Genomic DNA, 23,236 nt, shown 5'->3' on the forward strand with positions numbered 1-23,236 from the left:
AAGAGACAGGGGGTGAGCTGGGGCGGGCAAGGCGTCGATCGGCTTCATGGTTGCTTCATGCGCCGTCTCTAAGGTCCGACTGCATGAGCGAAGCGCTGGCGGTCAATGCCGCCGAACTAACCAAGACTTTCGGCTCGTTGACCGCGGTGGACCAGATCTCCATCAAGGTCGCCGAAGGCGAGGTCTATGGTCTTCTCGGCCCGAACGGCGCGGGGAAGACGACGTTTCTCCGGATGCTGCTCGGACTGATCCGCCCCGACAGCGGCACCCTGGAGGTCTTCGGGCGCTCGTGGGACAAGCACGGTATCGCCGTGCTCGACGGCGTGGCCGGGTTCATCGAGAGCCCGAAGTTCTATCCCGGTCTCAGCGGCCGACGGAACCTGGAACTCCTCGCCGGACTCGACGGCGGTGTGGCACCCGGCCGGATCGACGAGGTCCTCGACATCGTCGACCTCACCGACCGCATGCGGGACAAGGTGGGCGGTTACTCCTTCGGCATGCGCCAGCGTCTCGGCGTCGCCGCGTCCCTCGTCCGCGACCCGAAGCTCCTCGTGCTGGACGAGCCCGCCAACGGACTCGACCCGGCCGGTATCCGCGACATGCGGGCCCTGGTCAAGCGCCTCGCCACCAGCGGTCTGACCGTACTGCTGAGCAGCCACGACATGGGCGAGGTCGAGCAGATCTGCGACGACGTCACCATCATGCGCAGCGGAACGGTCGCCTACCACGGCTCGATCGCCGCGCTGCGCGAACAGGCACCCGCCCAGGCCCACCGCATCTCCACCACCGACGACACCGCCGCCGAGGCGCTCGTCCGGGCCTGCGGTCTCGAGGCAACCCGCACCGACGACGGCCTCGCCGTACGGGGGCCGCAGGAGGACATCGACGCCCTGATCGTCGACATCGTCAAGGCCGGCATGGCCCTGCGCGCGCTGAGCCTCGACGAGACCCCCTTGGAAGCGCTGTTCTTCATGCTCACCGAGCCCGCGCCGGACGCGCGGACCCCTCGGCCCGCCGCCCCAGTGACCAGCGGAGCACACCGATGACCACGAGCACCACCGGTATCCCCCTCGCTCCCGAGCCGACGGCCGCCGCGCCGCGGCGCGCCACCCGGCGCCCCGGCATCGGGACCGTCCTGCGCTGGGAGGTCGCCAAGCTCGTCGCACAGGCCCGCAGCCGCTACGCGCTTCTCGTCTGCCTCCTCGCACCGATCGTCATCGTGCTGGTGTTCAACGGGCAGCAGCAGACCCCCAGCGACACGATCTACGGCCGCCAGATCCACACCAGCGGATACGCGGCACCGCTGTTCATCCTGGCCTTCGGCTCGCAATGGATCTTCCCGATGCTCGCGGCGCTGGTCGCCGGAGACATCTTCGCCAGCGAGGACCACCACGGCACCTGGAAGACCATCCTGACCCGGTCGGTCACCCGCAGCCAGATCTTCTGGGGCAAGGCGCTCACCGCGACCCTGTTCACGGTCCTGTCGCTGGTCGTCCTGGCGGCGAGCACCATCGGGTCCAGCCTGCTGATCATCGGCACGCAGCCCCTCGTCGGCCTGGGCGGTCAGCTCATCCCCTCCGGCAGCGCACTGGGACTGGTCCTCGCCAGCTGGGGGACCGCGCTGGCGCCGCAGATCGGGTTCACCGCGCTGAGCCTGCTGCTGTCGGTCAAGACCCGCAACCCGGCCGCGGGAGTCGCCGTTCCCGTCGCCCTCTCCCTGGTCATGCAGCTGGTCGGCACCCTCGGCGGCATCGATCTGACCCGCAAGTTCCTGCTGACCACCCCCCTGGACTCCTGGCACGGACTGCTCGCCGAGCACCCCTTCTACGGCCCGCTCACCTTCGGCCTGGCGGTCAGCGTCGGCTGGACCGCCGTATGCCTGGCATTCGCCTACTTCTCGCTGCGCCGCAGCGACATCACCGGAGGCTGAACCGTGATCCGCACCCGACTTCTCGTACGCGGCCTGGTTCTCGCGGCGGCGGTCGCCGCCGTGGCCGCGTCCACCGCAGCCGGCACACCCGACATCACCAGAACCCGCGTCGAGCAGGCACTGGCCCCCACGTTCGCGAACCTGTACGTCCAGCAGGCGGCCATACTCGGGATCCCCGGTATCACCGTCTCCGGAATCGACGCCTCGGCGGCCTGCGACCGCGGCGGCCCCAAGGTCGCCGACGTCGGCCCCGGCACCGACTGGATCTGCATGGTCTCCTTCAACGACGACAACCATCAGTTGCAGATCGGCAAGTTCGAAGTGCAGATCAGGGCCGACTCCACCTACGTCGCCGGCGGCCCGTCCAAGATCATCGGTCTGGCGACCATCACCGACAAGAAGACCCAGCAGGACGTGCCCAACCCGGTGTTCGAGTTCGACGGCACCCTGAACCCGGACCAGCCTTAGCCACCGGGACCCGGACCAGCCGAAGCCGCCGTACCGGCCGGGAGCTGTCGGCGGTCGGACACGCAGTCGGATACGCGGTCGGATACGCGGTCGGATACGCGGTCGGATACGCAGGCCCCCACCGCTCGGCGGTCGGGGCCTGCGTCCGCGTTCTCGGGCGGCGGCCGAGCGGACCCGGTGCCGAGCCCCCTGGGGCCGTCCGGGGTCCGGCCCCGAACACTGGGGTGTGACCCCGGTGCGAGAGCGGCGGGGTTCCCGGTTTCGTGTGCACCACCGGCTCGGTACGTCCAAGCGAGAGGGCACCGTCATGACCGTCACACCTCCCGTGGTCTTCATCCACGGACTCTGGCTGCACGGCACCTCCTGGCAGCCGTGGATCGACCTGTTCGCCGAGCAGGGCTACAGCCCGTCCGCGCCCGGCTGGCCCGGCGACCCCGACACCGTCGAGGAGGCGCGCCAGAACCCCGAGAGCATCGCCGGCCACGGCATCGACGACGTGGTCGAGCACTACGCGACCCTGATCGCGGACCTGCCCGAGCGGCCCATCCTGATCGGCCACTCCTTCGGCGGGATGATCGCGCAGAAGCTGCTCGGCCAGGACCGCGCCGCCGCGGCGGTCGCCATCGACGCCGCGCAGATCAAGGGCGTACTGCCGCTGCCGCTGTCCGCGCTGCGGGCGACGTTCCCGGTCTTCAAGAACCCGGCCAACAAGCACCGGTCGGTCTCCCTGACCGCGGAGCAGTTCCGGTTCGCGTTCGGCAACGCCATCGAGGAGGAGGAGTCTGCGGCGCTATACGAGCGCTGGACCATCCCGGCGCCGGGCAAGCCGCTGTACGAGGCTGCCTCCGCCAACTTCAACCCGCACTCGCCGGCGAAGGTCGACACGGAAAACAGCGGACGGGGTCCGCTGCTGCTCGTCTCCGGCGGCAAGGACCACACGGTGCCCGAGACCGTCACCCGGGCCACCCTCAAGCAGTACCGGCACTCCGAGGCAGTCACCGACATCATCAACTTCCCCGACCGGGGGCACTCCCTGACGATCGACGGAGGCTGGCGCGAGGTCGCGGACACCGTTCTCACCTGGCTGCGGCAGCAGAATCCGGAGCCCGGGCGATGAGCTCCCGGCCGTCCCCGGCCGCCGGACCGTCCGCTGCCGACGCGGGCCTGACGGGACGTACGGTGGTGGTCACCGGCGCCGGGCGCGGCATCGGGCTGGCCGTCGTGGAGGCGTTCCTCGCGGCCGGCTCCCGTGTCGTCGCGGCGTCGAGGTCACGCACCGACGCCCTCGACGAGCAGGTGAAGCAGGGTGCCGAACTCACCGTCGTGGAGGTCGACCTCGCGACGCCCGGCGGTCCGGCGGCGCTGGTCGCCGAGGCCGTCGCGGTCCACGGCGGTGTCGATGTCCTGGTGAACAACGTGGGCGCGGTCCGGCCGCGGGTGGACGGCTTCCTGAGCGTGACGGACGAGGACTGGGACTGGACGTTCACGGTCAATCTCATGTCCGCCGTCCGGACCACCCGGGCCGCCCTGCCGCATCTGCTCGCCACCGGGGCGGGACGTATCGTCACCGTCTCCTCCGTCAACGGCCGGCTGCCGGACCCGCTGGTCATCGACTACGGCGCGGCGAAGGCGGCACTGACCAACTTCTGCAAGGCCCTGTCCAAGGAGGTGGGTCCGCGCGGGGTGCGGGTGAACACCATCAGTCCCGGCCCGGTGGAGACGGCGCTGTGGCAGGGGACCGGCGGTGTCGCCGACACGGTCGGCCGGTCCCGGGGCGTCGACCCCGGGGAGGTGGCGCGCGGCGCGGCCGGCCAGTCGGTGACCGGCCGCTTCAGCCGGCCGTCCGAGGTGGCCGATCTGGTGCTCTACCTCGCCGGTCCTTCGGCGGCGAACATCACCGGGGCCGACTTCGTCATCGACGGCGGTCTCGTCGAGTCGCTCTGACCGGCGACGCCGGAGCGGTCACGCTCTGACCGATCACGCTCCAACCAGTCACGCGTCGACCGGTCACGCGTCGACCGGTCACGCTCTGACCGGTCACGCTCTGACCGGTCACGCGCTGGCCGGTCACGCGCTGGCCGATCATGCGCCGACCGGCGGTCACGACGCCGTGAGCACAGATCCCGCCGTGCCCCGCCGGCCCGGCCGGCGACGCGCCCCCGCACCACGTCCACGAGGACGAGCCGCAGGTCCGGTTCGTCCTCGACGACCCCTCATACGTGCCTGGCACCATGCCGACCGGCTCTATGCCGACGACGGCTCGGTACACGGCTGACTGCTCGCCGTGGCCCGCAACCCGGCCATCGACCGCGACCGCAGCGCCTCCTTCCGTCACGAGTCCCCTGGCACGGAAGACCGCGGTCCGGTCCAGCGTGACCACGCCGCCGCGGTGGCGGCCTCGATCCTCAACCGACGGGGTCACGTCGGCGGCGGGACACGCGAAGGCGTGCCCGTCATCCGGGCGCGGGCCCGGACGCCTCCTCCTGCGCGCCGGTCCTCCACCGGCTCGGCGGGACCCCGTACGCCGCCCGGAACGCCCGGCTGAAATGGGCGGCGTTGGTGAAGCCCCAGCGGCGGGCCACCGCGGAGACGGTGGGGGCGGCCGTCGAGCGGCGGGAGAGTTCGCTGCGGCACTCCTCCAGGCGGCGCCGCTGGATCCAGCGGGCCGCGGTGGTGGATTCGCTCTCGAAGAGCCTGTGCAGGTAGCGGACCGATATGCGGTGTTCGCGCGCGATGGCGGCGAGGGAGAGATCGGGGTCCGCGAGATGGCGGTCGATGAAGGCCTTGATACGCAGCAGGAGTGCGAGGCTGCCGCCCGGGGTGTCCTCGGCATCGCGGCCGAGCCGTCCGGCGAGGAGCGTTCCGACGAGGTCCACGGCATTGGCCGCCAGCCGTTCCCCTGCCTCGGCGGTGATGTCGGGGGCGTGGTCGATCACACCCTGGAGAAAGGGCACGACGACCTGACCCAGCCCGTCGTCCTTGTGCAGCGCCGTCGCCGTGAAACGCCGGAGGTCGCCCTCGGACTGCGGCAGCAGTGAGCGGGGCACCAGCAGCACCTGCATCCGGAACCGGTGCGGGAAGTGGAGGGTGTAGGGGCGGGTGGTGTCGTACAACGCCAGGTCGCCCGGGCGTAGTTCGGCGCTGCGGGCGTCCTGGTCCACGTGGGCGTGGCCGCCGCGTTGCAGACCGACGTACATGTGGTCGGAGCTGTCGCGGGCGATCAGCCGCGGCGTGCGGTCAACGCGGCCGCGATCGCAGTCGACGGTGGTCGTCTGGAGCGGACCGAGCCAGTCGGTGCTGATCGTCCCGCTGAAGGGTTCGTCCTTGGGGAGGGTGATCCGCAGGGGGACGAAGGTACGGAACACCTCTTCCTGCCAGTGCTCCAGACTCTCGCTGTCGGGCGTCGACCGCACCGAGAACACCACGCTCATGCCACTGTCCCCAGGTCTCCCGACGCGCTCCCCCGAGTATCGGCGCGCATGACGTGCGGACGCGAGCGTTCCGGCCCGAGGTCCAGGGAGAGTGCACGATCAGAACAACGTCGGTGCGCGTTGGGGAAAGACGGCCGCCGCCCGACTTCCTAGGGTGCCAGGTGTCACAACAGCCCGACGGACGGGCGCTGTTCCGGGGGATCGCCATGTCGTCGTACGCCGTATCGCAAGGCATCATGGGAGCGGTCCCACAGGGCGGGACGGCCCGCCACGCACCGCGCGCGACCGGCAGGACGTGCCGCCGCGACCGGACGTGACGCCCGCCCGTCCCTCGGGCGCGCCCGCGCCCGAGCCGGTCACGACATGACGAAGGGGCTGCTCATGGTGTGGTCCGACGTTCCCGCCGTGCCAGGGCCGCCGATGGTCGGCCGGCTCGCGGAGCGCGAGGCGATCGGAAGGCTGCTCGCATCGGTCCGTGACGGCTTCAGCGCCGTCCTGGTGCTCAACGGCGACGCGGGCGTCGGCAAATCCCGGCTCCTGCGGTACGCGGCCGAGTCCGCCCGGGACCTGACGGTCGTCAGGCTGGTCGGTGTGGAGGCTGAGACCCGGCTGAGCTACGGAGCCCTGCACCGGCTCCTGCGCCCCTACCTGGGCCGGCTGCCGACCCTGCCGCAACGCCAGTGCGACGCCCTGAACGCGGCGCTCGGGCTCACCGACGCTCCCCCGTCCGACCGCCATCTGGTCGGGCTGGCCGCGCTGACGCTGCTCTCGGACGCGGCCACGGCGGCGCCCATGCTCTGCCTGGTCGACGATGTGCAGTGGCTGGACCGCGAGTCGGCGGAGACCCTGGCGTTCGTGGGCCGGCGCCTGTACGCGGACTGCCTCGGGCTGCTGTTCGCCGGCAGGGAGGGCACCGGCGACCCCGATGTCTTCGGCGACCTGCCCGCACTCCGGCTGGAGGGGCTCGCCGGCCACGAGGCCAGGGCCCTGCTGAGCGCCGGGGTGACCGGGCACCTGAACCGGACGGTCGCCGAGCGACTCGTCGCCGGCACCGGAGGCAACCCGCTCGCGCTCCTGGAGCTGGCGGTGAACCTGGGCTCGGAGCAGCTGGCCGGGGTCACCCCGCTGCCCGAGCCGCTGCCGGTCAACCGGCAGCTGGAGGAACACTTCCGGCGGGCGGCGGCGCTGCTGCCCGCCGACACCCAGACCCTGCTGCTGCTCATGGCCATGACGCCGACGGACGACCAGGCGGCGCTGTGGCGCGCCGCCGGTGCTCTGGGGCTGTCGATCCGGTCCGCCGCGCCCGCCGTCGCCGCGGGGATACTCAACCGCGGCACCACCGCCGAGTTCCGGCATCCGCTGATCCGTTCCGCGGTCCACTCGGCCGCGTCCGCCGAAGAGCTGCGCAGGGTGCAGACGGCACTCGCCGCCACGAGCGCCCCCGAGCGCCGGGCCTGGCATCTGGCCGAGGCGGCCGACGGCCCGGACGACGGCGTGGCCGCGGAGCTCGAAGCCGCCTCGGAACTGGCCCAGGCCCGCGGCGGATACTCCGAACAGGCCCTGGTCCTCACCCGGGCGGCGGAGCTGACCGCGCATCCCGGCAAGCGGGCCGAGCGGTATCTCGACGCCGCGGCGGCACACCTCACCTCCGGCAATCTGGCGGCGGTCCAGGCGCTGCTCGAACTCGCCACACCGCACCTGAGCGGGCCGGCGGCCCGGGTGCAGGCGACTCGGCTGCGGGCCTCCGTCGAGATGCTCCGCGCCCGCCCCCGCGAGGTGCCCGCGATGCTGCTGGACGCGGTGGCCGACCTCACCACCACCGATCCGACGGCCCGCTGGGACCTGCTGCGCGAGGCGACGCAGGCCGCGATCATCGGCGGTCGGATGATCACCGGGACGACGCCCCACGAAGTCGCGAAGGCCGCTGCCGACGCCTGGCAGGATGCGGCCCTGCCGGCCGGGAGCCCCGATCCGCTGATGGCGGCGCTGGCGCGCTCGATCGCCCACGGCTACGCGGCGGGGGCCCCGGCCCTGGCCGCGGCCCTGGCACGCTTGCGTACCGCCGACGAGCTGCACGAACAGGACGCGTTCAGCGTCATGGTCAGTATCGCGGGCGACGAGGTGTGGGACATCGAGGCCAAGCGGGAGATCCTGGAGAAGCTGGTGGCGGCGGGCCGGGCGCGCGGGGCGCTCTACGGGCTCAGCCTGGCCTTGCTCGCCCTCGCCAAGGTGGAGATCTGGAACGGCCGGTTCGCCGCCGCCGAAAGCTGCTTCGTCGAGTCGGACGACTACATGAACGCGACCGGGTACTTCAGGTCGGGAGACTTCCACAAGGCCCTGCTGTACGCCTGGACCGGCCGGGAGGCCGAACTGCGGGCCGCGGTCGCCACGATGCGCGCGATGTCCGACAGTCACGGGACCGGAGTGACGTACCGGTGGGCCGGCCAGGCCCTGAGCATCTTCGAGATCGGGCGCGGACGCTACCGGGAAGCACTCGACGTCCAGCTCGCCGTGTTCGCCGACCACCCCGTGACCCTGGGCGACATCAATCTCGCCGGGATGGTCGAGGCCGGACTGCGGGCCGGTGCTCCCGCGGCCGCCGCCCTGGCCATGGAACGCATGGAGGAGCGCGCCCCGCTGGCCGCGACCCCGTGGGCGCTGGGGCTGCTCGCCCGCTGCCGAGCCCTGATGGCAGCCGGTGACGACGCCGAGCGGCTGTACCAGGAGTCGATCGCGCAGCTGGAGAAGGTGCCGGTGGCGGTGGACCTGGCGTGGTCGCGCCTGCTGTTCGGCGAGTGGTTGCGTCGGCGCAAGCGTCGTGCCGACGCCAGGGTCCAACTCCGGTCGGCGTTCGAGTCCTTCGAGTCCTGGGGAGCCGTGCCGTTCGCCGAGCGGGCCAAGGCGGAACTGCTGGCCACCGGGGAGACGGCACGCAAGCGAACCGCCGACACCCGGTTCGGCCTCACCCCGCAGGAACGTCATGTGGCGTTGCTTGCCGCGTCGGGACTGACGAACGCGGAGATCGCCGGCCAGCTGTTCGTCACCACCTCGACCGTCGAGTTCCATATGAGCAGGGTGTTCCGCAAGCTCGGCATCACCTCGCGCAGGCACATCGAGCGCAGGCTGGGTGAAACCGATCCGGGCGACTGACCGCAGGCGACCTCGGGGCCCAGCCGGACGGCCTCACCGATGGCCGTATCCGAGCGGTGCGCGGCCGAGGTGGCCGACCCTTCCAGCGGCATATTCACCGGAGTGCCCTGCTCCCGGCCTTGCGCTGGTCATGCCATGCCCCTTATAACCGTCCGTGCAGCAACGGTGGGGATGGCCGGAAAAGGCAGTTGCCGCCGGCCAGGGGGATCCTCAGCTCCGCCGGGACCGGACCACAGCGTACGCAGACCCACGGAGACCCGAGGACATGACCGACAACGCCTTTCGCGATGCCATGACCCGTCTTGCCGTCGACCCGGCCTTCAGGGCCGAACTCGACGGTGACACCGAGGAGGTGGCCCGAAGACTCGGTCTCACCCCCGCGCAGGTCGGCGAGCTCCGCGCCCTGCGCGTCGAGTCCGGCACCGTCGAGGGACCGGCCGCACTCGACCCGCGGCTGTCCAAGTCGTCCCTGTTCTTCGGGAGCGCGGCACACGCGCTGGCACACCATGACGTTCCCCATGTCCCGGTCGACCATGTGTCGGCTGATCAGGCCTCCGTCGAGCACACGACCGACCTGCCGCTTCCCGCCGACGGCCACGCGGGCACGGACGGCTTCGACGCCTCCGCCACCGGCGCCCAGAGCCTGCTCGGCGGTGCGCTGGCCCAGAATTCGCCGGTCGATGTGAGCGGCGGATCCGGTGGGTTCGGTGAGTTCGGTGAATTCGGCGACGCCGAGGGGTTCGGGAGCTTCGGACACGAGGCCGGGTCGGACCTCGGCGGGCTCGGGGGGCATGCCGGTGGGGGTGCCGACGGCGGCATGGGTGACTTCGGCGGGTTCGGTGACGGTGGCTTCGACGGCGGTACCGGCGGTGGGTTCGGTGGCGGCGGTACCGACGGCGGGTTCGGCGGTGGCTTCGGTGACGGCGGTGCCGGAACCGGTGGCGGTTTCGGTGACCTCGGCGGCCACGGCGGCGGGTTCGGCGGCGGCGGTACCGACGGCGGGTTCGGCGGCGGGTTCGGTGACGGTGGCGCCGGAACCGGTGGCGGGTTCGGCGGGTTCGGCGACCTCGGCGGCCACGGCGGCGGGTTCGGCGGCGGCGGTACCGACGGCGGGTCCGGTGGCGAGGGTGGCGGCGACGTCGGTCACTTCGGGCACGGCGGTATCTACGACCGCGACGGCGGCGACGGCGGTGGCGACAGCGGCGGCGGTGATGGCGGCGGCGACAGCGGCGGTGGCGGCGGCGACCAGGAGAACACCGGACGTCGGCCCGGCGGCGGCGAGGGCGGCGGCCACGGCGGTTCCGGTGGCGGCGACGGCGGAGGTTCCGGCGGCGACGGCGGGGGCGGCGAAGAGGGCGGCGGTCACGGTCACGACGGCGGCTCCGGCGGTGGCGGCGGCGAAGGCGGCAGTGGCGGCGGCGGCCAGGAGAACACCGGTCGGCGTCCCGGCGGCGGCGGTGGAGAACCCGGAGGCGGCGACGGCAACGGCGGCGGCAGCCAGGAGAACACCGGTCGGCGTCCCGGCGGCGGCGGTGGAGAACCCGGTGGTGGCGACGGCGAGGGCGGTCGTGGTGGCCGCGCGGGCCTGGCCGACGGCACCGAGCGCATGCGCGGCGGTGTGAGCACCCCCGGCCTCGGCAATATCTCCACCCACCTCTCCCCCACCGCGCCCGACACCGACGGCGGCTTCACCGACGGAACGTTCGTCAGCGGATCCGGCGCGGGCTGAGCCGACCCATGCTCTGCCACGCCTGCCGCGTCCATGTGCGGCGCGACTTCCCGTACTGCCTGCACTGCGGCACACTGCGCCGCGGCGCGGCACCGACGTCGTACACCGCGCCGCAGCTGCGCGGACTCGACGACCCCGCCCTGCTCGTCCCGCTCACCGGCCCGGTCACCACACTGGGCCGGGGCTCGGACAGCGACGTCGTCCTGGCCGACGCCAGCGTCTCGCGCAGTCACGCCCGAATCGTCCGTACCGAGTCGGGCTTCCGGATCGAGGACCTGGACTCGTTCAACGGCACCGCCGTCGCGGGCGTCGACCTGCACGGCGGCGCCGCCCAACTCGCCGACGGCACCGAGCTGTCCGTCGGCGACGTACGCCTGGTGTTCGAGCAGCCGCGCGAGGCGCACATCGGTCAGCGCACCCAGGTCGTCGGCACCCAGCTCACCCAACTCCCCACCGCCGCACAGGAAGAGGCGGCACCGGAGGCGAACGGCCCGCTCACCGCGCGTCCCCGCCGCCGCTCCGGCTGGGCGCTCAAGCAGCTGCCCGCCGACCGCGGCGAGGCCCGCTGGGTGCTCAACAGCACCCGCACCGGCAGGTATCTGGAGCTGGACGAGCGCGAGGTCTTCCTCTGGCAGGCCGTCGACGGCGAGAACACCGTACGGGACCTGCTGTTCGCGTACGCCGACCGCTTCGGCAAACTCGCCCTGCCGCGCATCGAGGCGGCGCTCGCCGCGTTCGCGGACGCCGGACTGCTGCGTGGTCTGCCCGGCCGCCCCGAGCAGGTGGAGCGGACGGGCTGGCGGCGCGTGGGACACGCCGTGTACCGGGCGCTGCTGAAGCTGGAGATCTCGGTCCCCGGCCTGGACCGCGCCGTCGGCCGCCTCTACCAGGCCTTCGGCTGGCGGTTCTTCACCCGGACCGGAGTGACGCTGGTCTGGCTGTCGGTGATCGGCGGGCTCGCCGCGTTCTTCGCCGCACAGGGACGCCAGCACCTGCTGGACTTCGGCGGCGCGGGCGTCCGGGGCCCGGTGCTGCTCGCCGCCGGCTACATATCCGCCCTCGTCGTCCACGAGTTGACGCACGCGCTGGCCGTGAAGTCGTACGGCCGCAAGGTCAGGCGCGGCGGCTTCCTGCTCATGATGGGCATGCCGTTCGCGTTCGTGGACACCAGCGACATGTGGTTCGGCACCCGCTGGTCACGCGTCGTCGTCGCACTGTCCGGGCCGCTGTCGACGGCGGCGCTGGCCGGCTGGTGCGCGGCCGGCGCGGCCTTCCTGCCCGCCGGCGCGGCCTCGGCCGTCCTCTTCCAACTGGCCTTCGGGCTCTATCTGAACACGCTCTACAACTTCAACCCTCTGATGCCGCTGGACGGTTACCAGGCACTGACCGACGCGCTGCGGGTGCCGCGGCTGCGCGAGGAGGCGAGCGCGTACTTCCGCAAGGGGCTCTGGCAGGACCTGCGCGCGGGCGTCCGGCCCGGGCCGCGACAGGCGGGCATGGCCGCGTACGGACTCTCGGTCGTCGTCGGGACGTACGGCTTCCTCGTCCTCGCGCTGCTGGCCTGGCGCTCCCGGATCGGTGACCTGCTGGACGGGTGGCTGTCCCCGGCGTGGACCACGGTGATCGAGGTCGTCGTGGTCGCCCTGGTGGCGTTCCCGGTGTGGTCGGCGCCGGTGCGCTGGCTGGCCCGCCGGGTGCGGCGCCGACGCGATGCCCGGGGTACGGCACCGGCTCCGGCGATGGGCGCGGCCGTGGAGGGGACGGCATGAACGTGGACACCGGCAGCCCCGGCCACTGGGCCGTCCCCGGCTACGAAGAGGTACGTACGCTCGGCGAGGGCGGCGGCGGGCGGGTCGTACTGGCCCGGCACACCGCGACCGGGATACCCGTGGCGATCAAATACCTCGGCGAACACCTGCGTACCGACCGGGAGTTCCTGGCCCGCTTCCGCGCCGAGGCCCGGCTGCTCGGCGAGTTGCGGCACCCGTGCGTGGTGCGGCTGTACGAGTACGTCGAGGCGCGCGGCGGTGCCGCCATCGTGATGGAGGCGGTGGACGGCGTCAGCCTCCGCCAACTGCTGCGCCGGCACGGGGCGACCGGCCCCGAGGCCGCCCTGGTCCTGCTCAAGGGCTCGCTGCTGGGCCTCGGCGCGGCCCACGCGGCCGGGGTGGTGCACCGCGACTACAAGCCCGAGAACGTGCTGGTCCGCGCCGACGGCACCAGCGCGCTCGCCGACTTCGGCATCGCCGTGCGCACCGGACGCGAGACCGAGGCCGCCGGCACCCCCGCCTACATGGCGCCCGAGCAGTGGCAGGGCGAACCGGCGGGACCGGCAGGCGATGTGTACGCCGCGGCGGCCGTGTTCCACGAATGCCTGACCGGGCGCCGCCCGTTCACCGGCGACGACGTGACCGCGCTACGCCTCCAGCACCTGCGGGCCCCCGTCCCGGTGGACGATGTACCCACCCCCGTACGCGAGCTGCTGCGCCGAGGGCTGGCGAAGGACCCGGCGGATCGGCCGGGCATCGAGGCGTTCCTCGCCGACCTGGAGCGATCCGCCACCGAGGGGTACGGCGCCGGCTGGGAGGAGCGCGGACGGCGCAGGCTCGCCGAACTCACTGCACTGCTCGCCCTGTTGTTGCCCTTCACCGCGACCGCGACCCTCGAAGCCCCGGCCCGTGCCCTGACACTGCTCGGCCGGCTGAGGCGCAGCGGGTGGAAGGCCGCCGCCGGGGCCGCCGCGCTGGCGGCCGTCGCGGGCGGGGTGACGTCCGTGGCGGCCCGTCCGCACGACACGTCGACGACAGCGGCCAGTTCGGTGCCCTCGGATTTCGACTCGCCGACTCCATTGCCCTCATCGCCTTCCGCGTCCGCGACCGGCGACTCCCCCACGGCCGACACCACTCCGACCGGAACCCCCTCGGACAGCCCGACGGTCTCCCCCAGCCCCACGGTGAGCACCGCCGCGCCGACGGAGTCCCCCGCACCGACGACCGTGGGCCCGGCCACGCCCACGCCCACGCCCACGCCCACGCTCGTTCCCACGCCGGGCACGATCACCATCACCATCGGCTCCTGGCAGCGGGGGCAGACCCCCGGCACGCTGGTCGCCGACGTCACCGTCGACACGACCGGCACCGGGCCGGTGACCGTCACGGCCGACTACTACGTGAACACGCCCGCCGATCCCTACGGCCACCGGACGCAGCAGCTGTCCGGCGGCACGCACTACCCCGTGACCTTCGTGGCCGACTTCGCCAACCACCCGTGCCGGGGCACCTGGACGGTCACGCTCACCAGCACTCCGGCGGCCGCGAACGGACCGCAGACGGCCACCCTGGACGCACCGCCGTGCTGAGCGCCGTACCGAGCGAGCACCAGAACGAGAACGGATCGGCATGACGACAGCCACCACCGTCGCCGGGCGCCCCCTGTCGGGCTGGTCGCGCGACGCCCGCCACGGCACCTGGCACGCGCTGCTCCCGGCCGGGTCCGGCGAGCCGATGCTCGGCGCGTTGCGCATCGACCGTGCCCTGCTCGCGCCGGAGGGCACGCGCGAGCGGCTCGCGGCGGCCGTGCTCGCCGTCGCCAGGCTCCGGCTGCCCGGAGTGCTCGGCACGGTCGACCTCGTCGTGGAGGCCGGGGAGGTGTGGCTGGTCACCGCCCGGCCGCCGACTCCCACCCTCGCGGATCTGCCTGCCCGTCCGGGTTCGGGCCCGGACGCGGGCAGTGCGGCCAGTGTCCTGAACGAGACCGCGCAGAGCCTGCTGGCCCTGCACGCGGCCGGTCTCGCCCACGGGGCGCTGGACGCGGACACCGTCGTCCTCGCCCCGGACGGGGTCGCGCTGCTCGCCGAAGCCGCCCTGGGCACGGTGCTGGGCGACGCGCCGGACTCCACGCGCCGCGAGGCGGACATCGCGGCCTGGGCAGGCCTGTGCCGCACCCTCGGCGAGGCCTGGGTCGCCCCCGGCACCCCCGCGGCCGCTCTGTTCGCGCGCTGCTCCGCCGCCGCCGGGTCCGAGGGGCTCGCGGCGGCCCGAGAGGCGCTGGTCACCGGGCGCGCGGCGCTCCCGGCGGGTTTCCTGCGGCGTACCGAACTCCGCGCGGCGGTGGCCGCGGCGGCCCCGCAGTTCACCACGGTTCCGACGGGGGACGGGACCGGGGCTACGGCCCAACCTGGGCGCCCCCGGGGAGAGGGAGTCGAAACCTCTGGTTGCGCAGCGGCCGGCACCGAACCCGCCGGTCCCGAAGCCGCCGAGCCCGAGGGCGGGGAGGCCACGGACAGGGACCCCGAGGGCAGCCATGCCGCGGGCGGGGAGGCCACGGCCGGGGACGCCGCGGGCCGGGAAACCCAAGGCGCGGACCCCGAGGACGTGGTCCCGGAAGCGGACACGTCCGGGCCCGTCGTGCCCGACGAGCAGCAGACCATGCCCGGCCGCACCCGCTCCGCCCCGCATCAGCCCCGCTCCGCCGCCTCGGACGATCAGGCCACCGTCCTCGGCAAGCGCCACCGCACCCCCGCCGGATCCCCGACGACGGCACCCGCCGAGGCAACGACGCCGACCGCGACCGGCGAGGACGACGGCGAGATCCTGCTGCGCTTCGGCCCCGGCGTCCCCCTGGAGGCCCAGGACGTCCTGCGCGCCCAGTGGCGCACCGCGCCCGTACCGCCGGGCAGCGGCCGGCGCCGTCGAGGGCGGCGGGCCTGGATCGTCACGACGGCCTTCCTGACCGCCGCGGCCGTCCTGCTCTGGCTGCTGCTGCGCCCGGCCCCGGCCCCGACGGTCACCGCCGTCGAGGTCCGGGCACCCGCCGGGACGTTGCACTGCGGACAGACCGCCGACCTGGTCGGCGTCGTGACCACGGACGGCCGCGGCGGCCCGGTGACGTACCACTGGCTGCGCAGCGACGGCCAGGACTCCGGCGAGCTGGTCCACATGGCCCACCAGGGCGACCGCAGGGTCACCGTGCACCTGCGCTGGACGGTCCGCGGCCCCGGCAGCTTCCGGGGATCCGCACAGCTGCGCATCGCGGACCGGTCCAAGCCGATTGAGGCGGAGGCGTCCTTCAGCTACGCCTGCTCCTGACGGACCCCGGCCACCGGCGGCGCGACAGTCGGGGTGACGATCCGCTCAGGGTGCCGCCGTGGGCCCGGGTGGTGTGGTCACCAGGGCCGTGACCAGCCGCCGGAGCAGCGGTTCGGGGGCCTGTGGTTGCGGGCCCGGGTGCATCAGCAGGTGGTGGACCGTGCCGGTCAGGGCGAGGGCCAGCATGGGGCAGTCCGCGTCCGGGGCCACCCGGCCGAGGCGTTGTTCGGCCTCCAGGTAGCGGGTCATCGCGTCCTCGACCGCGCCCGGTCCCGGGGTGCCGTCCGCCCAGGAGCGGGCCACGCGCTGGGCGACCTGGTTGCGGGAGAGGGCGGCCGCGGCGATCGCGGGGCCGCTCGTGCCGAGCATGGCGAGTGCCGCGGCGGTGAGGTTGTCGTGCACGCTGCCGCTGCCCGCCCGGTCGGGCAGCGGTCCCACCTCCGCGGCGATCCGCGCGAACCGGTCCAGGACAAGTTGGGTCACGAAGTCGTCCAGGTCCGCGAAGTGGTTGTAGAGCAGTCCCTTCGCGCAGTCCGCCTCCTCCGTGACGGACCGGTTGGTCAGGCCGGCGGTGCCTTCCCGGGCCAGTACCCGCTCCGCCGCGGCGAAGAGCCGCTCCCGGACGTCGGGGATCGCTACTCCGCGTGGTGACATCGGGTCCTCCCGGACGACACTTGCCAGTATGGGCGAACGCTCATACCTTGGTATGGGCAGGTGCCCATACTAGCTCTCCGGCAGGAGCGATCCCATGTACGAGCTCGTCAACACCGCACAGTCCCAAGCCTGGAACGGCGACGAGGGCCGGCACTGGAGCGACCACCACGACCGCTGGAACGCCGTCAACGAAGGGTTCAACGAGCCCCTCCTCACCGCGGCCGGGATCGGCCCCGGGGACCGCGTGCTCGACGTCGGCTGCGGGGCCGGCCAGACGACGCGCCTGGCCGCCCGGACCGCCGCCCCGGGATCGGTCCTCGGCCTGGACCTGTCCGGACCCATGCTCGACCGGGCGCGCCTTCTGGCCGCGCGAGAGGGCCTGGGCAACATCGGCTTCGAGCAGGGCGACGCCCAGGTCCACCCTCTGCCCGAGGCCGCGTTCGACGCGGCCCTGAGCCGCTTCGGAGTGATGTTCTTCGCGGATCCGGCCGCCGCGTTCGGCAACATCGCCCGCGCCCTGCGCCCCGGCGGACGGCTCGCCTTCGTGTGCATGGCGGACCCGGCCCGCTCCGAGTGGGCCCAGGTGTACGGCGCCGTGAACGCGGCCCTGTCCTCCGCACCGCAGGCATCCGCTGTCTTCACCGGCCCGGGCATGTTCTCGCTCGCCGACCCGGCCGCCGTACACGAGGTTCTCGGACAGGCCGGCTTCGACGACGTACGCACCGAAGCCGTCGCCGCGCTCGGACTCTTCGGCCGCGACGCCGACGACGCCGCCGAGCACCTCCTGGGGTCCGGGCCCGGGCGGCATCTGGTGGAACAGCTCGACGCAACGGGTGACGGTGACGGGGCCGAACGCGTGCGGGCCGCGCTCCGCGCCGCCCTCGCTCCGTACGAACAGGCGACCGGAGTCCGTATGCGGACCGGAGCATGGCTGGTCACGGCCGTCCGCCGGTGACCACGAAGCCCGCCCTCCCCCTGCGGCAATTCGAGCTGTTCTCAAGCGTTCCCTGTCACCCTGGGCGGCGCGTCTGGTCCGTCGCTCCCCCCGTGGTGACGGACCAGACCGCCACCGTTCGCCGCCCTGTGGCACGGGCGCGTACGGCCGTCAGGTCGCCCTGCGCTGCCGCCTGATCGGCTCGCCCACCCGGTGCATATGCGCGAGTGCCTCACGGTAGGACTGGAGCAGCCCGGTCTCGTGGTACGGAACCCCGATCTCCGCGCAGTACGCGCGCACCACGACCTGGGCGCGGCGCAGATGGGGAGTGGGCATGGCGGGGAACAGATGATGCTCGATCTGGTAGTTGAGCCCGCCGAGCATCAGATCGGTGAGCCGGCCGCCGTGGACGTTGCGGGAGGTGAGCACCTGGCGGCGCAGGAAGTCGGGTCGCTCGTCGCCGGTGAAGGTCGGCATGCCCTTGTGGTTCGGGGCGAAGGTGCAGCCGAGGTAGACACCGAAGAGGCACTGGTGCAGGGCGAGGAACGCCACCGCCTTGCCGGGTGGGAGCACCAGGAACAGCGCGGACAGGTAGGCCGCCAGGTGCAGGAGGAGCAGGCTCCCCTCCAGCAGACGGTTCTTCATGTACGGCGAGCGCAGCGCCCGCACGCTCGACACATGCAGGTTGAAGCCCTCCAGCGTCAGCAGCGGGAAGAACAGCAGCGCCTGGTGCCCACCGATGAGGCGGGCCAGGCCGCTGCTGTTGCGGGCCTGCTCGGTGGACCACACCAGGATGTCCGGGGCGACATCGGGGTCGAGTTCCTCGTGGTTGGGGTTGGCATGGTGGCGGGTGTGCTTGTTCATCCACCAGCCGTAGCTCATGCCGATGCCGAGGTTGCCGAAGAGCCGGCCCCAGATCTCGCTCGGCCGGCGCCGTCGGAACACCTGCCGGTGTGCCAGGTCGTGGGCCACGAGCGCGACCTGTCCGAACAGCACGGCCATGACGGCCGCGACCGCCAACTGCCACCAGGTGTCGCCCAGCACCACGAAGGTCGTCCAGCCCGCCGCCAGCAGCCCGGTCACCAGGCCCAGCCGCACCGTGTAGTAGCCGGGGCGCCGTTGCAGCAGACCCGCCTCGGTGATGCGCTGCGTCAGTCGGGCGAAGTCGCTGCCGGTGTCCGCGGCGGATCCGCGTGGGCGGACCGTGGACATCGCGACTGCGACCGTGGGGTCGGGAAGAGTTGTCATGCAGTCGAGTCTGGGCAGGGACGACCTCTCGGCAGAAGCCGGTCAGTTGCAGGCTTCCAAGGGGGCTGTCCCCCCACCGCCTCGGGGGGCCGTCACCATGCCCGCACCCCTGACCTCGGCTTTCTCCGGCGGGCAGTGGCGTATCGGCTCGTCACCGATCGGCGTACAGAGTCGCCAGATCACCCGAGAGCGCGGCACGGACCTGGCGGGTGGTTTCGTCGACCAGCACTTCGTCCTCGTCGTTGAGCAGTGCGGCCATGGTCTTCTCGGCCACGTCGGCAGCGCTGATCTTCGGCGAGTCGATAAAGGCCGCCAGATCGGTGTCGACGTAACCGGCATGCACGCCGACCACCAGCGTGCCCTGCTCCCGCAGCGCCAGCCTGAAGGCGTTCGTCAGTGACCACTGGGCGGACTTGGATGCCGCGTAGCTCGGCAGCCTTCGGTTGGCCACCCACGATGCCACGGACAGCATGGTGACCAGCGCTCCGCCTCCGTTGGCGGCCAGCACGGGAGCGAACGCGCGCGAGACGGCCCAGGTGCCGAAGTAGTTGACCTCCATCTCGCGCCTGGCCCCGTCGAACGACCCCTCCAGCAGGGACGGGCCACCGGCGACCCCGGCGTTGTTGATGACGATGCCGACGTCCCCGGCGGTCGCCGCGGCCGCGGCCACCTGTTCCTCGTCGGTGACGTCCAGCCGCAGCGGGACGAGCTCCGAGCCCCCGACGGCCTCCGGATCCCGGACACCGGCGTACACCTTGGCGGCGCCGTGTTCGAGCAGTGCCTGCGCGAAGGCCCGCCCGATTCCACGGTTGGCGCCTGTCACCAGGGCCACCGACCCCTTGATGTCCATGATCGTCCTCCCTGTGGGCGGATCCGAGGGACTCCTCTCCTTCGACGCTAAGCCCTGGACAGCGGCTCATCCACCCGTCGGCCGAGGCGGGCGCGGGGCTCCCGCTCCGCTTCGGCGACGTGAAGCGGGGCAGCGCCACGATCGACCGGCCGGGCATCCGCACACGCGGACGCCCGGCCGACGTGCGGAGACGGTCAGCGAAGCGCGGCCTCGGCGTACGGGGTCACGGTGACCGTGCCGAGCAGCCCGTAGTCCTGCTTGGCGGCGGTGTAGACGTCGGGGCGGAACTGCTTGAGCCGGTTCATCAACGTGGTGGCGACGGTGACGACCAAGGTGTGGGAGCCGGGCTTCAGGGCGCCCAGGTCGATGACGGGGTTGAGCTGGTTGACGGGGGCGAGCTCCTTGCCGTCCAGTGCGACCTTGGCGCTTCCGGCTCCGAGGGAGCCGAGGTCGAGGGTGGCGCCGGCCGTCGACTTCCAGGAGGAGGGGATGGTGAAGGTGGTGGTGTAGGTGCCGATGCCGGAGACGTCGGACAACCCGTCCAGGTTCTGCCAGGTGGTCGGCTTGTCGAGGGTCAGGTCGTGGATGGTCCTGGTGGTGGCGTTCGCGGCCGTCCCGGTGGCTCCCGGATGGGCCGGGGTCCAGTCCTCGACCTTCAGCTTCCAGCCGTTCAGCGTCAGGGCGGCCGGTACGCTGCCGATCTCGGCCGTGGCCTTGCGCCCGTTGCTCAGCGTGGCGGTGTGGCTGCCCGCGGTGGAGGCTCTGGCGACCAGGCCGGAGGGGGTGTGCCGGACCTCGGTGGACGCGGTGACGGCGTGCAGGCCCTTGTGGTGGCAGCCGAAGGCGCGGCTCTTGCCGACCGCGATGACCACGGCCTCGCCGGCCTCGGCCGCGAGCCCGACGGTGACATGCCCCTTGGCGCGGTCGTCGTAGACGCCCAGCGGGGTGACGTCGCCGGTCCACGGGTCGATCCGGTACGGGGTGCCTTCGGCCTCCAGGGTGACCGAACCGGACACCGCGGCGGACGAGTTGTTCAGCAGGAAGTAGTACGTGGTCCCGCCGTCCTCACGACGGGTGTGCAGCAGTCCACTGATGCCCGACGGCACGCCGGACGCCGTGACCCCGAGCTTGCGCAGCGCGGCCGGTACGTCGGCGACCGCGGCGGCGACGCGGACGTGCGGGTCGGCCTTCAGCTCCTTGAGGACGGTGACGAGGGCCTTGTCGTGGGCGGCGGCGTCGGACAGGCCGGTGGTCGCGGTGGGCAGCTCACCCAGCAGGACGACGGGAAGGCCCGCCTTGGCCAGGGCGAGAATCCGCTTGGCGCTGTCGAGGAGGATCGTGGACAGTTCGGGCACGATCAGCGCCTTGTAGGCGGGACCGTCCGCGGCCAGTCGTCCCCGCTTCACCTTGGCGGCCGGCAGTCCGAGCAGCCCCCAGCTCAGGAGTTGGTACGAGAAGCCGGCGCCGGAGAGGGAGCCGTCGTCGAAGACGGTGTCGGCGGAGTCGAACTCCTCACGGTAGACGGCGAGATCGACCCTGTGGGTGCCGGCCTGGAGCACCGTGTGCACCCGCGCCATGTACCCCGAGGCACCGTCGACGACCTGCCACTGCGGCTGGCGCGGCCCCCACGCCTCGGCGAAGTTGATCGGGACGCCCATCGGCGCCCACGGGTAGAAGCCGGGCCACTGACCGGCCGGCGAGGAGGCGTACGGAAAGCCGTGGATGCGCACCTGGTTGACCCCCAGCGCGTAACCGGAGTTGGCGGTGGTGATCAGGTCGGCCAGGGTCAGGCGGTAGGCGCCGTTGACGTTCGCGCCCATCTCGCTGGAGAGCACCTTGCCGGTACGGCCCAGATCACGGCCGGCGGCGACCAGGCGGAAGGAGTCCGGCTTGCTGCCGAAGGCGAGTGACTCGCCCTCCGGCACACCGGTGTTGGCCGAGGAGTAGGCGGTGTCGAGCGGGGCACCGTACGCCTGGTTGCGGAAGCTCATGCCGAGCGTCCGGGCCCAGTCGTCGAGCAGGGTGACGTGGTTCTCGACGAACAGGTCGCTGAGGGTCTGGTGGTAGTCCCAGCGGACCCGCTCGGGGGTCCGGCCGCTCGCGAAGGTGTACGCGGCCTTGGCGTCTCCGTGCACCAGGAACAGGTACGGCTTCAGCGAGTAACCGCGCCGCCTGGCGAACTCCTTGAGCATGTCCGGGGTCCAGTGGACCTCGACGTTGAACTCCAGGGAGTCCTCGAAGAAGTTGCCGCCGATCCGGCGCAGCAGACCGCGCATCTCGGCGGTGAGCAGCTTCTTGTCCCACCAGTTGGTGACGGCCCGCCCGCCCTTGGCGCCGAAGTGGTCGACAACGTAGGCCTGCGGATCGGTGAAGGGGTAGTGGTAGCCCTGGTAATAAACCTGCTTCTCGATCATGGCGGTGCCGCGCGAGTAGCTGGCGACGATCGCCCACTGGCCGCCCGAGGGGGCCGTCCAGTTCAGCGTTCCCTTGGTCACCTTGGAGGTGATGTCGACGACGGTGGACTCCTCCAGGACCAGAGGGCTCGCGGTGCCGGAACCGGAGATCCTGGCCGCGTGCACGGCCTGGAGGACATCGGTGACCGTGACCTCGGGCAGGCCTGCGGCGACGCCGCTCGGCTTGGCATGCGGGGCGGGCAGGGCCGCGGAGTAGGCGGTCCCGCCGTCGACGACGGTCTGGCCGTAGGTCAGCTCCTTCATCGCCTCGTCGTCGTCGGGCAGGACACCCGGGACGACCGCCGGCCAGTAGGGGCCGATGGTGAGGTCGGCCTGCATCCCGTGCCGGGCCGCCGTGCGCAGCGCCGCGGTGACCCCGTCCTTCCAGGCCGGAGTACCCCACCCGTACTGCTGAACGGGCATGGGGATCATCTCGCTGTTGCGGACGTCACCGATCTCGAAGCCGCCGAAGCCGGCCGCGGCCATGGCCTCGACCTCCTTGGTGACCTCGGCGGGCGTGACGCCACCGCCCGGCCACCAGTAGCGGAACATCGGTCGCTGGTGGACCGTCTTCGCCTGGAACGTGCCGGTGACCGAGCCGGACGCCGCCTGCCCGGCGGACTCGCGCGGCAGAGCCGACGCGGTCCCGGAGAACGCGAACGAGGTGCCTGCCGCGGCGGCGAGCGCCGCACCGGACGCGAGAACGGCTCTCCTGGACGCGTCGGAGGAAGTGGACGACATGCGGAACTCCTTTGTTTACGCGCTGACGATCGGAGGGGAGCGGGAGTCGAGGGCCGCGGGAGTCGAGGGCCGCTGCGACGCGGTGAAGGCCGTGTGGCTCCGGCGATGCCCCCGCGCCCGCCCGCGAGTCGTGATGCGGCCGATCCGCGCCGGCCGGGACAGGGGCTGCGGAATCGGCGGTGTGGGAAACCCTCGGCCGGAGCGGGGAGAAGAGTCCGGCCGGCGGTCCGTGCGGGGCGACTCGGGCAGGGCGGGCCGCTCCCGGCCCGGATCGGGCCGGGAGACCGAAACCGGCTGGTGCGGCAGTCGTACCAGCCGCGCCGACGGGCCGGGGCCGCAGCAGCGGGGCGCCTGGGCCGGAGGATCGGCCGAGATCCCTCGTGGGCCCGCAGGCGACGGTGAACCGACCGGGGATTTGGGTCAGATGGCGAACTAGAAGTTGAACTGGTCGATGTTCTTGGCGTCGAACACGGTCGGCTTGCCGAGGCTGATCACGCCGTCCTTGCCGATGGTGTACGAGCCCATCGAGCCGGCCGTGAAGGTCTCGCCCTCCTTGCCGGT

The 23,236-nt window shown here is 72.5% G+C and carries 16 protein-coding genes and 1 pseudogene; 11 read left to right on the top strand and 6 right to left on the bottom strand.

Annotated elements, in window-relative coordinates:
* The first annotated feature begins 83 nt into the window (after positions 1-83).
* The 5 genes from FNH09_RS30205 (at position 84) to FNH09_RS30225 (ending at position 4,342) form a co-directional block, all read left to right on the top strand.
* Complete coding sequence (locus FNH09_RS30205; protein WP_152893083.1) at positions 84-1,046, top strand: ABC transporter ATP-binding protein; 963 nt, start codon at positions 84-86, stop codon at positions 1,044-1,046.
* Positions 1,043-1,930, top strand: a complete 888-nt coding sequence (locus tag FNH09_RS30210) for an ABC transporter permease (protein WP_152893084.1) — start codon at positions 1,043-1,045, stop codon at positions 1,928-1,930. Before FNH09_RS30205 ends, FNH09_RS30210 begins: the two co-directional genes overlap by 4 nt.
* 3 nt (positions 1,931-1,933) lie before the next feature.
* Entirely contained in the window at positions 1,934-2,398 is a 465-nt protein-coding gene (locus FNH09_RS30215) for a hypothetical protein (RefSeq protein ID WP_202919779.1), read from the top strand.
* A gap of 307 nt (positions 2,399-2,705) precedes the next feature.
* Complete coding sequence (locus FNH09_RS30220) at positions 2,706-3,515, top strand: alpha/beta hydrolase (protein ID WP_152893085.1); 810 nt, start codon at positions 2,706-2,708, stop codon at positions 3,513-3,515.
* The gene (locus tag FNH09_RS30225) at positions 3,512-4,342 is read left to right on the top strand and encodes an SDR family NAD(P)-dependent oxidoreductase (protein ID WP_152893086.1); all 831 of its coding nucleotides are present in this window, start codon (positions 3,512-3,514) and stop codon (positions 4,340-4,342) included. Before FNH09_RS30220 ends, FNH09_RS30225 begins: the two co-directional genes overlap by 4 nt.
* Positions 4,343-4,851: 509 nt before the next feature.
* Here FNH09_RS30225 and FNH09_RS30230 read toward each other — a convergent pair.
* A complete protein-coding gene (locus FNH09_RS30230) occupies positions 4,852-5,829 on the bottom strand; it encodes an AraC-like ligand-binding domain-containing protein (protein WP_152893087.1) in 978 nt (325 codons plus the stop codon).
* A 363-nt stretch (positions 5,830-6,192) separates the two neighbouring features.
* Here FNH09_RS30230 and FNH09_RS30235 point away from each other — a divergent pair, with 363 nt between their 5' ends.
* The 5 genes from FNH09_RS30235 (at position 6,193) to FNH09_RS30260 (ending at position 15,795) form a co-directional block, all read left to right on the top strand.
* The gene (locus FNH09_RS30235) at positions 6,193-8,979 is read left to right on the top strand and encodes a helix-turn-helix transcriptional regulator (protein ID WP_152893088.1); all 2,787 of its coding nucleotides are present in this window, start codon (positions 6,193-6,195) and stop codon (positions 8,977-8,979) included.
* 265 nt (positions 8,980-9,244) lie between these two features.
* The gene (locus FNH09_RS46820) at positions 9,245-10,708 is read left to right on the top strand and encodes a hypothetical protein (RefSeq protein WP_156110844.1); all 1,464 of its coding nucleotides are present in this window, start codon (positions 9,245-9,247) and stop codon (positions 10,706-10,708) included.
* A gap of 8 nt (positions 10,709-10,716) precedes the next feature.
* On the top strand, positions 10,717-12,477 hold the full coding sequence (locus FNH09_RS30250) for an FHA domain-containing protein (protein ID WP_152893089.1): 1,761 nt from the start codon (positions 10,717-10,719) through the stop codon (positions 12,475-12,477).
* Complete coding sequence (locus FNH09_RS30255; protein WP_152893090.1) at positions 12,474-14,066, top strand: serine/threonine-protein kinase; 1,593 nt, start codon at positions 12,474-12,476, stop codon at positions 14,064-14,066. The genes FNH09_RS30250 and FNH09_RS30255 overlap by 4 nt, the downstream gene beginning before the upstream one ends.
* A gap of 40 nt (positions 14,067-14,106) precedes the next feature.
* Positions 14,107-15,795, top strand: coding sequence for a hypothetical protein (locus FNH09_RS30260; protein ID WP_152893091.1), 1,689 nt, complete (start codon positions 14,107-14,109; stop codon positions 15,793-15,795).
* Between the two features lie 45 nt (positions 15,796-15,840).
* On the opposite strand, the gene FNH09_RS30265 is transcribed toward FNH09_RS30260, so the two are convergent.
* Positions 15,841-16,449 carry a TetR/AcrR family transcriptional regulator gene (locus tag FNH09_RS30265; RefSeq protein ID WP_152893092.1) on the bottom strand — a complete coding sequence of 203 codons (609 nt, stop codon included), beginning with the start codon at positions 16,447-16,449 and terminating at the stop codon, positions 15,841-15,843.
* Between the two features lie 94 nt (positions 16,450-16,543).
* Between FNH09_RS30265 and FNH09_RS30270 the strand changes: the two genes are divergently transcribed.
* The gene (locus FNH09_RS30270; protein WP_152893093.1) at positions 16,544-17,404 is read left to right on the top strand and encodes a class I SAM-dependent methyltransferase; all 861 of its coding nucleotides are present in this window, start codon (positions 16,544-16,546) and stop codon (positions 17,402-17,404) included.
* A gap of 150 nt (positions 17,405-17,554) precedes the next feature.
* On the opposite strand, the gene FNH09_RS30275 is transcribed toward FNH09_RS30270, so the two are convergent.
* The 4 genes and pseudogenes from FNH09_RS30275 to FNH09_RS30290 all read right to left on the bottom strand — a co-directional run.
* Entirely contained in the window at positions 17,555-18,631 is a 1,077-nt protein-coding gene (locus FNH09_RS30275; RefSeq protein ID WP_420802790.1) for a fatty acid desaturase family protein, read from the bottom strand.
* 151 nt (positions 18,632-18,782) lie between these two features.
* On the bottom strand, positions 18,783-19,481 hold the full coding sequence (locus tag FNH09_RS30280; protein WP_152893094.1) for an SDR family oxidoreductase: 699 nt from the start codon (positions 19,479-19,481) through the stop codon (positions 18,783-18,785).
* 194 nt (positions 19,482-19,675) lie between these two features.
* Positions 19,676-22,675, bottom strand: coding sequence for a glycosyl hydrolase (locus tag FNH09_RS30285; protein ID WP_152893095.1), 3,000 nt, complete (start codon positions 22,673-22,675; stop codon positions 19,676-19,678).
* Positions 22,676-23,107: 432 nt separating this feature from the next.
* Positions 23,108-23,236 (bottom strand): annotated as a pseudogene (locus tag FNH09_RS30290) (rhamnose ABC transporter substrate-binding protein); the annotation flags it as partial.

Origin of the sequence: Streptomyces adustus, from assembly GCF_009377175.1 — a bacterium.
GTDB classification, from domain to species: domain Bacteria; phylum Actinomycetota; class Actinomycetes; order Streptomycetales; family Streptomycetaceae; genus Streptomyces; species Streptomyces adustus.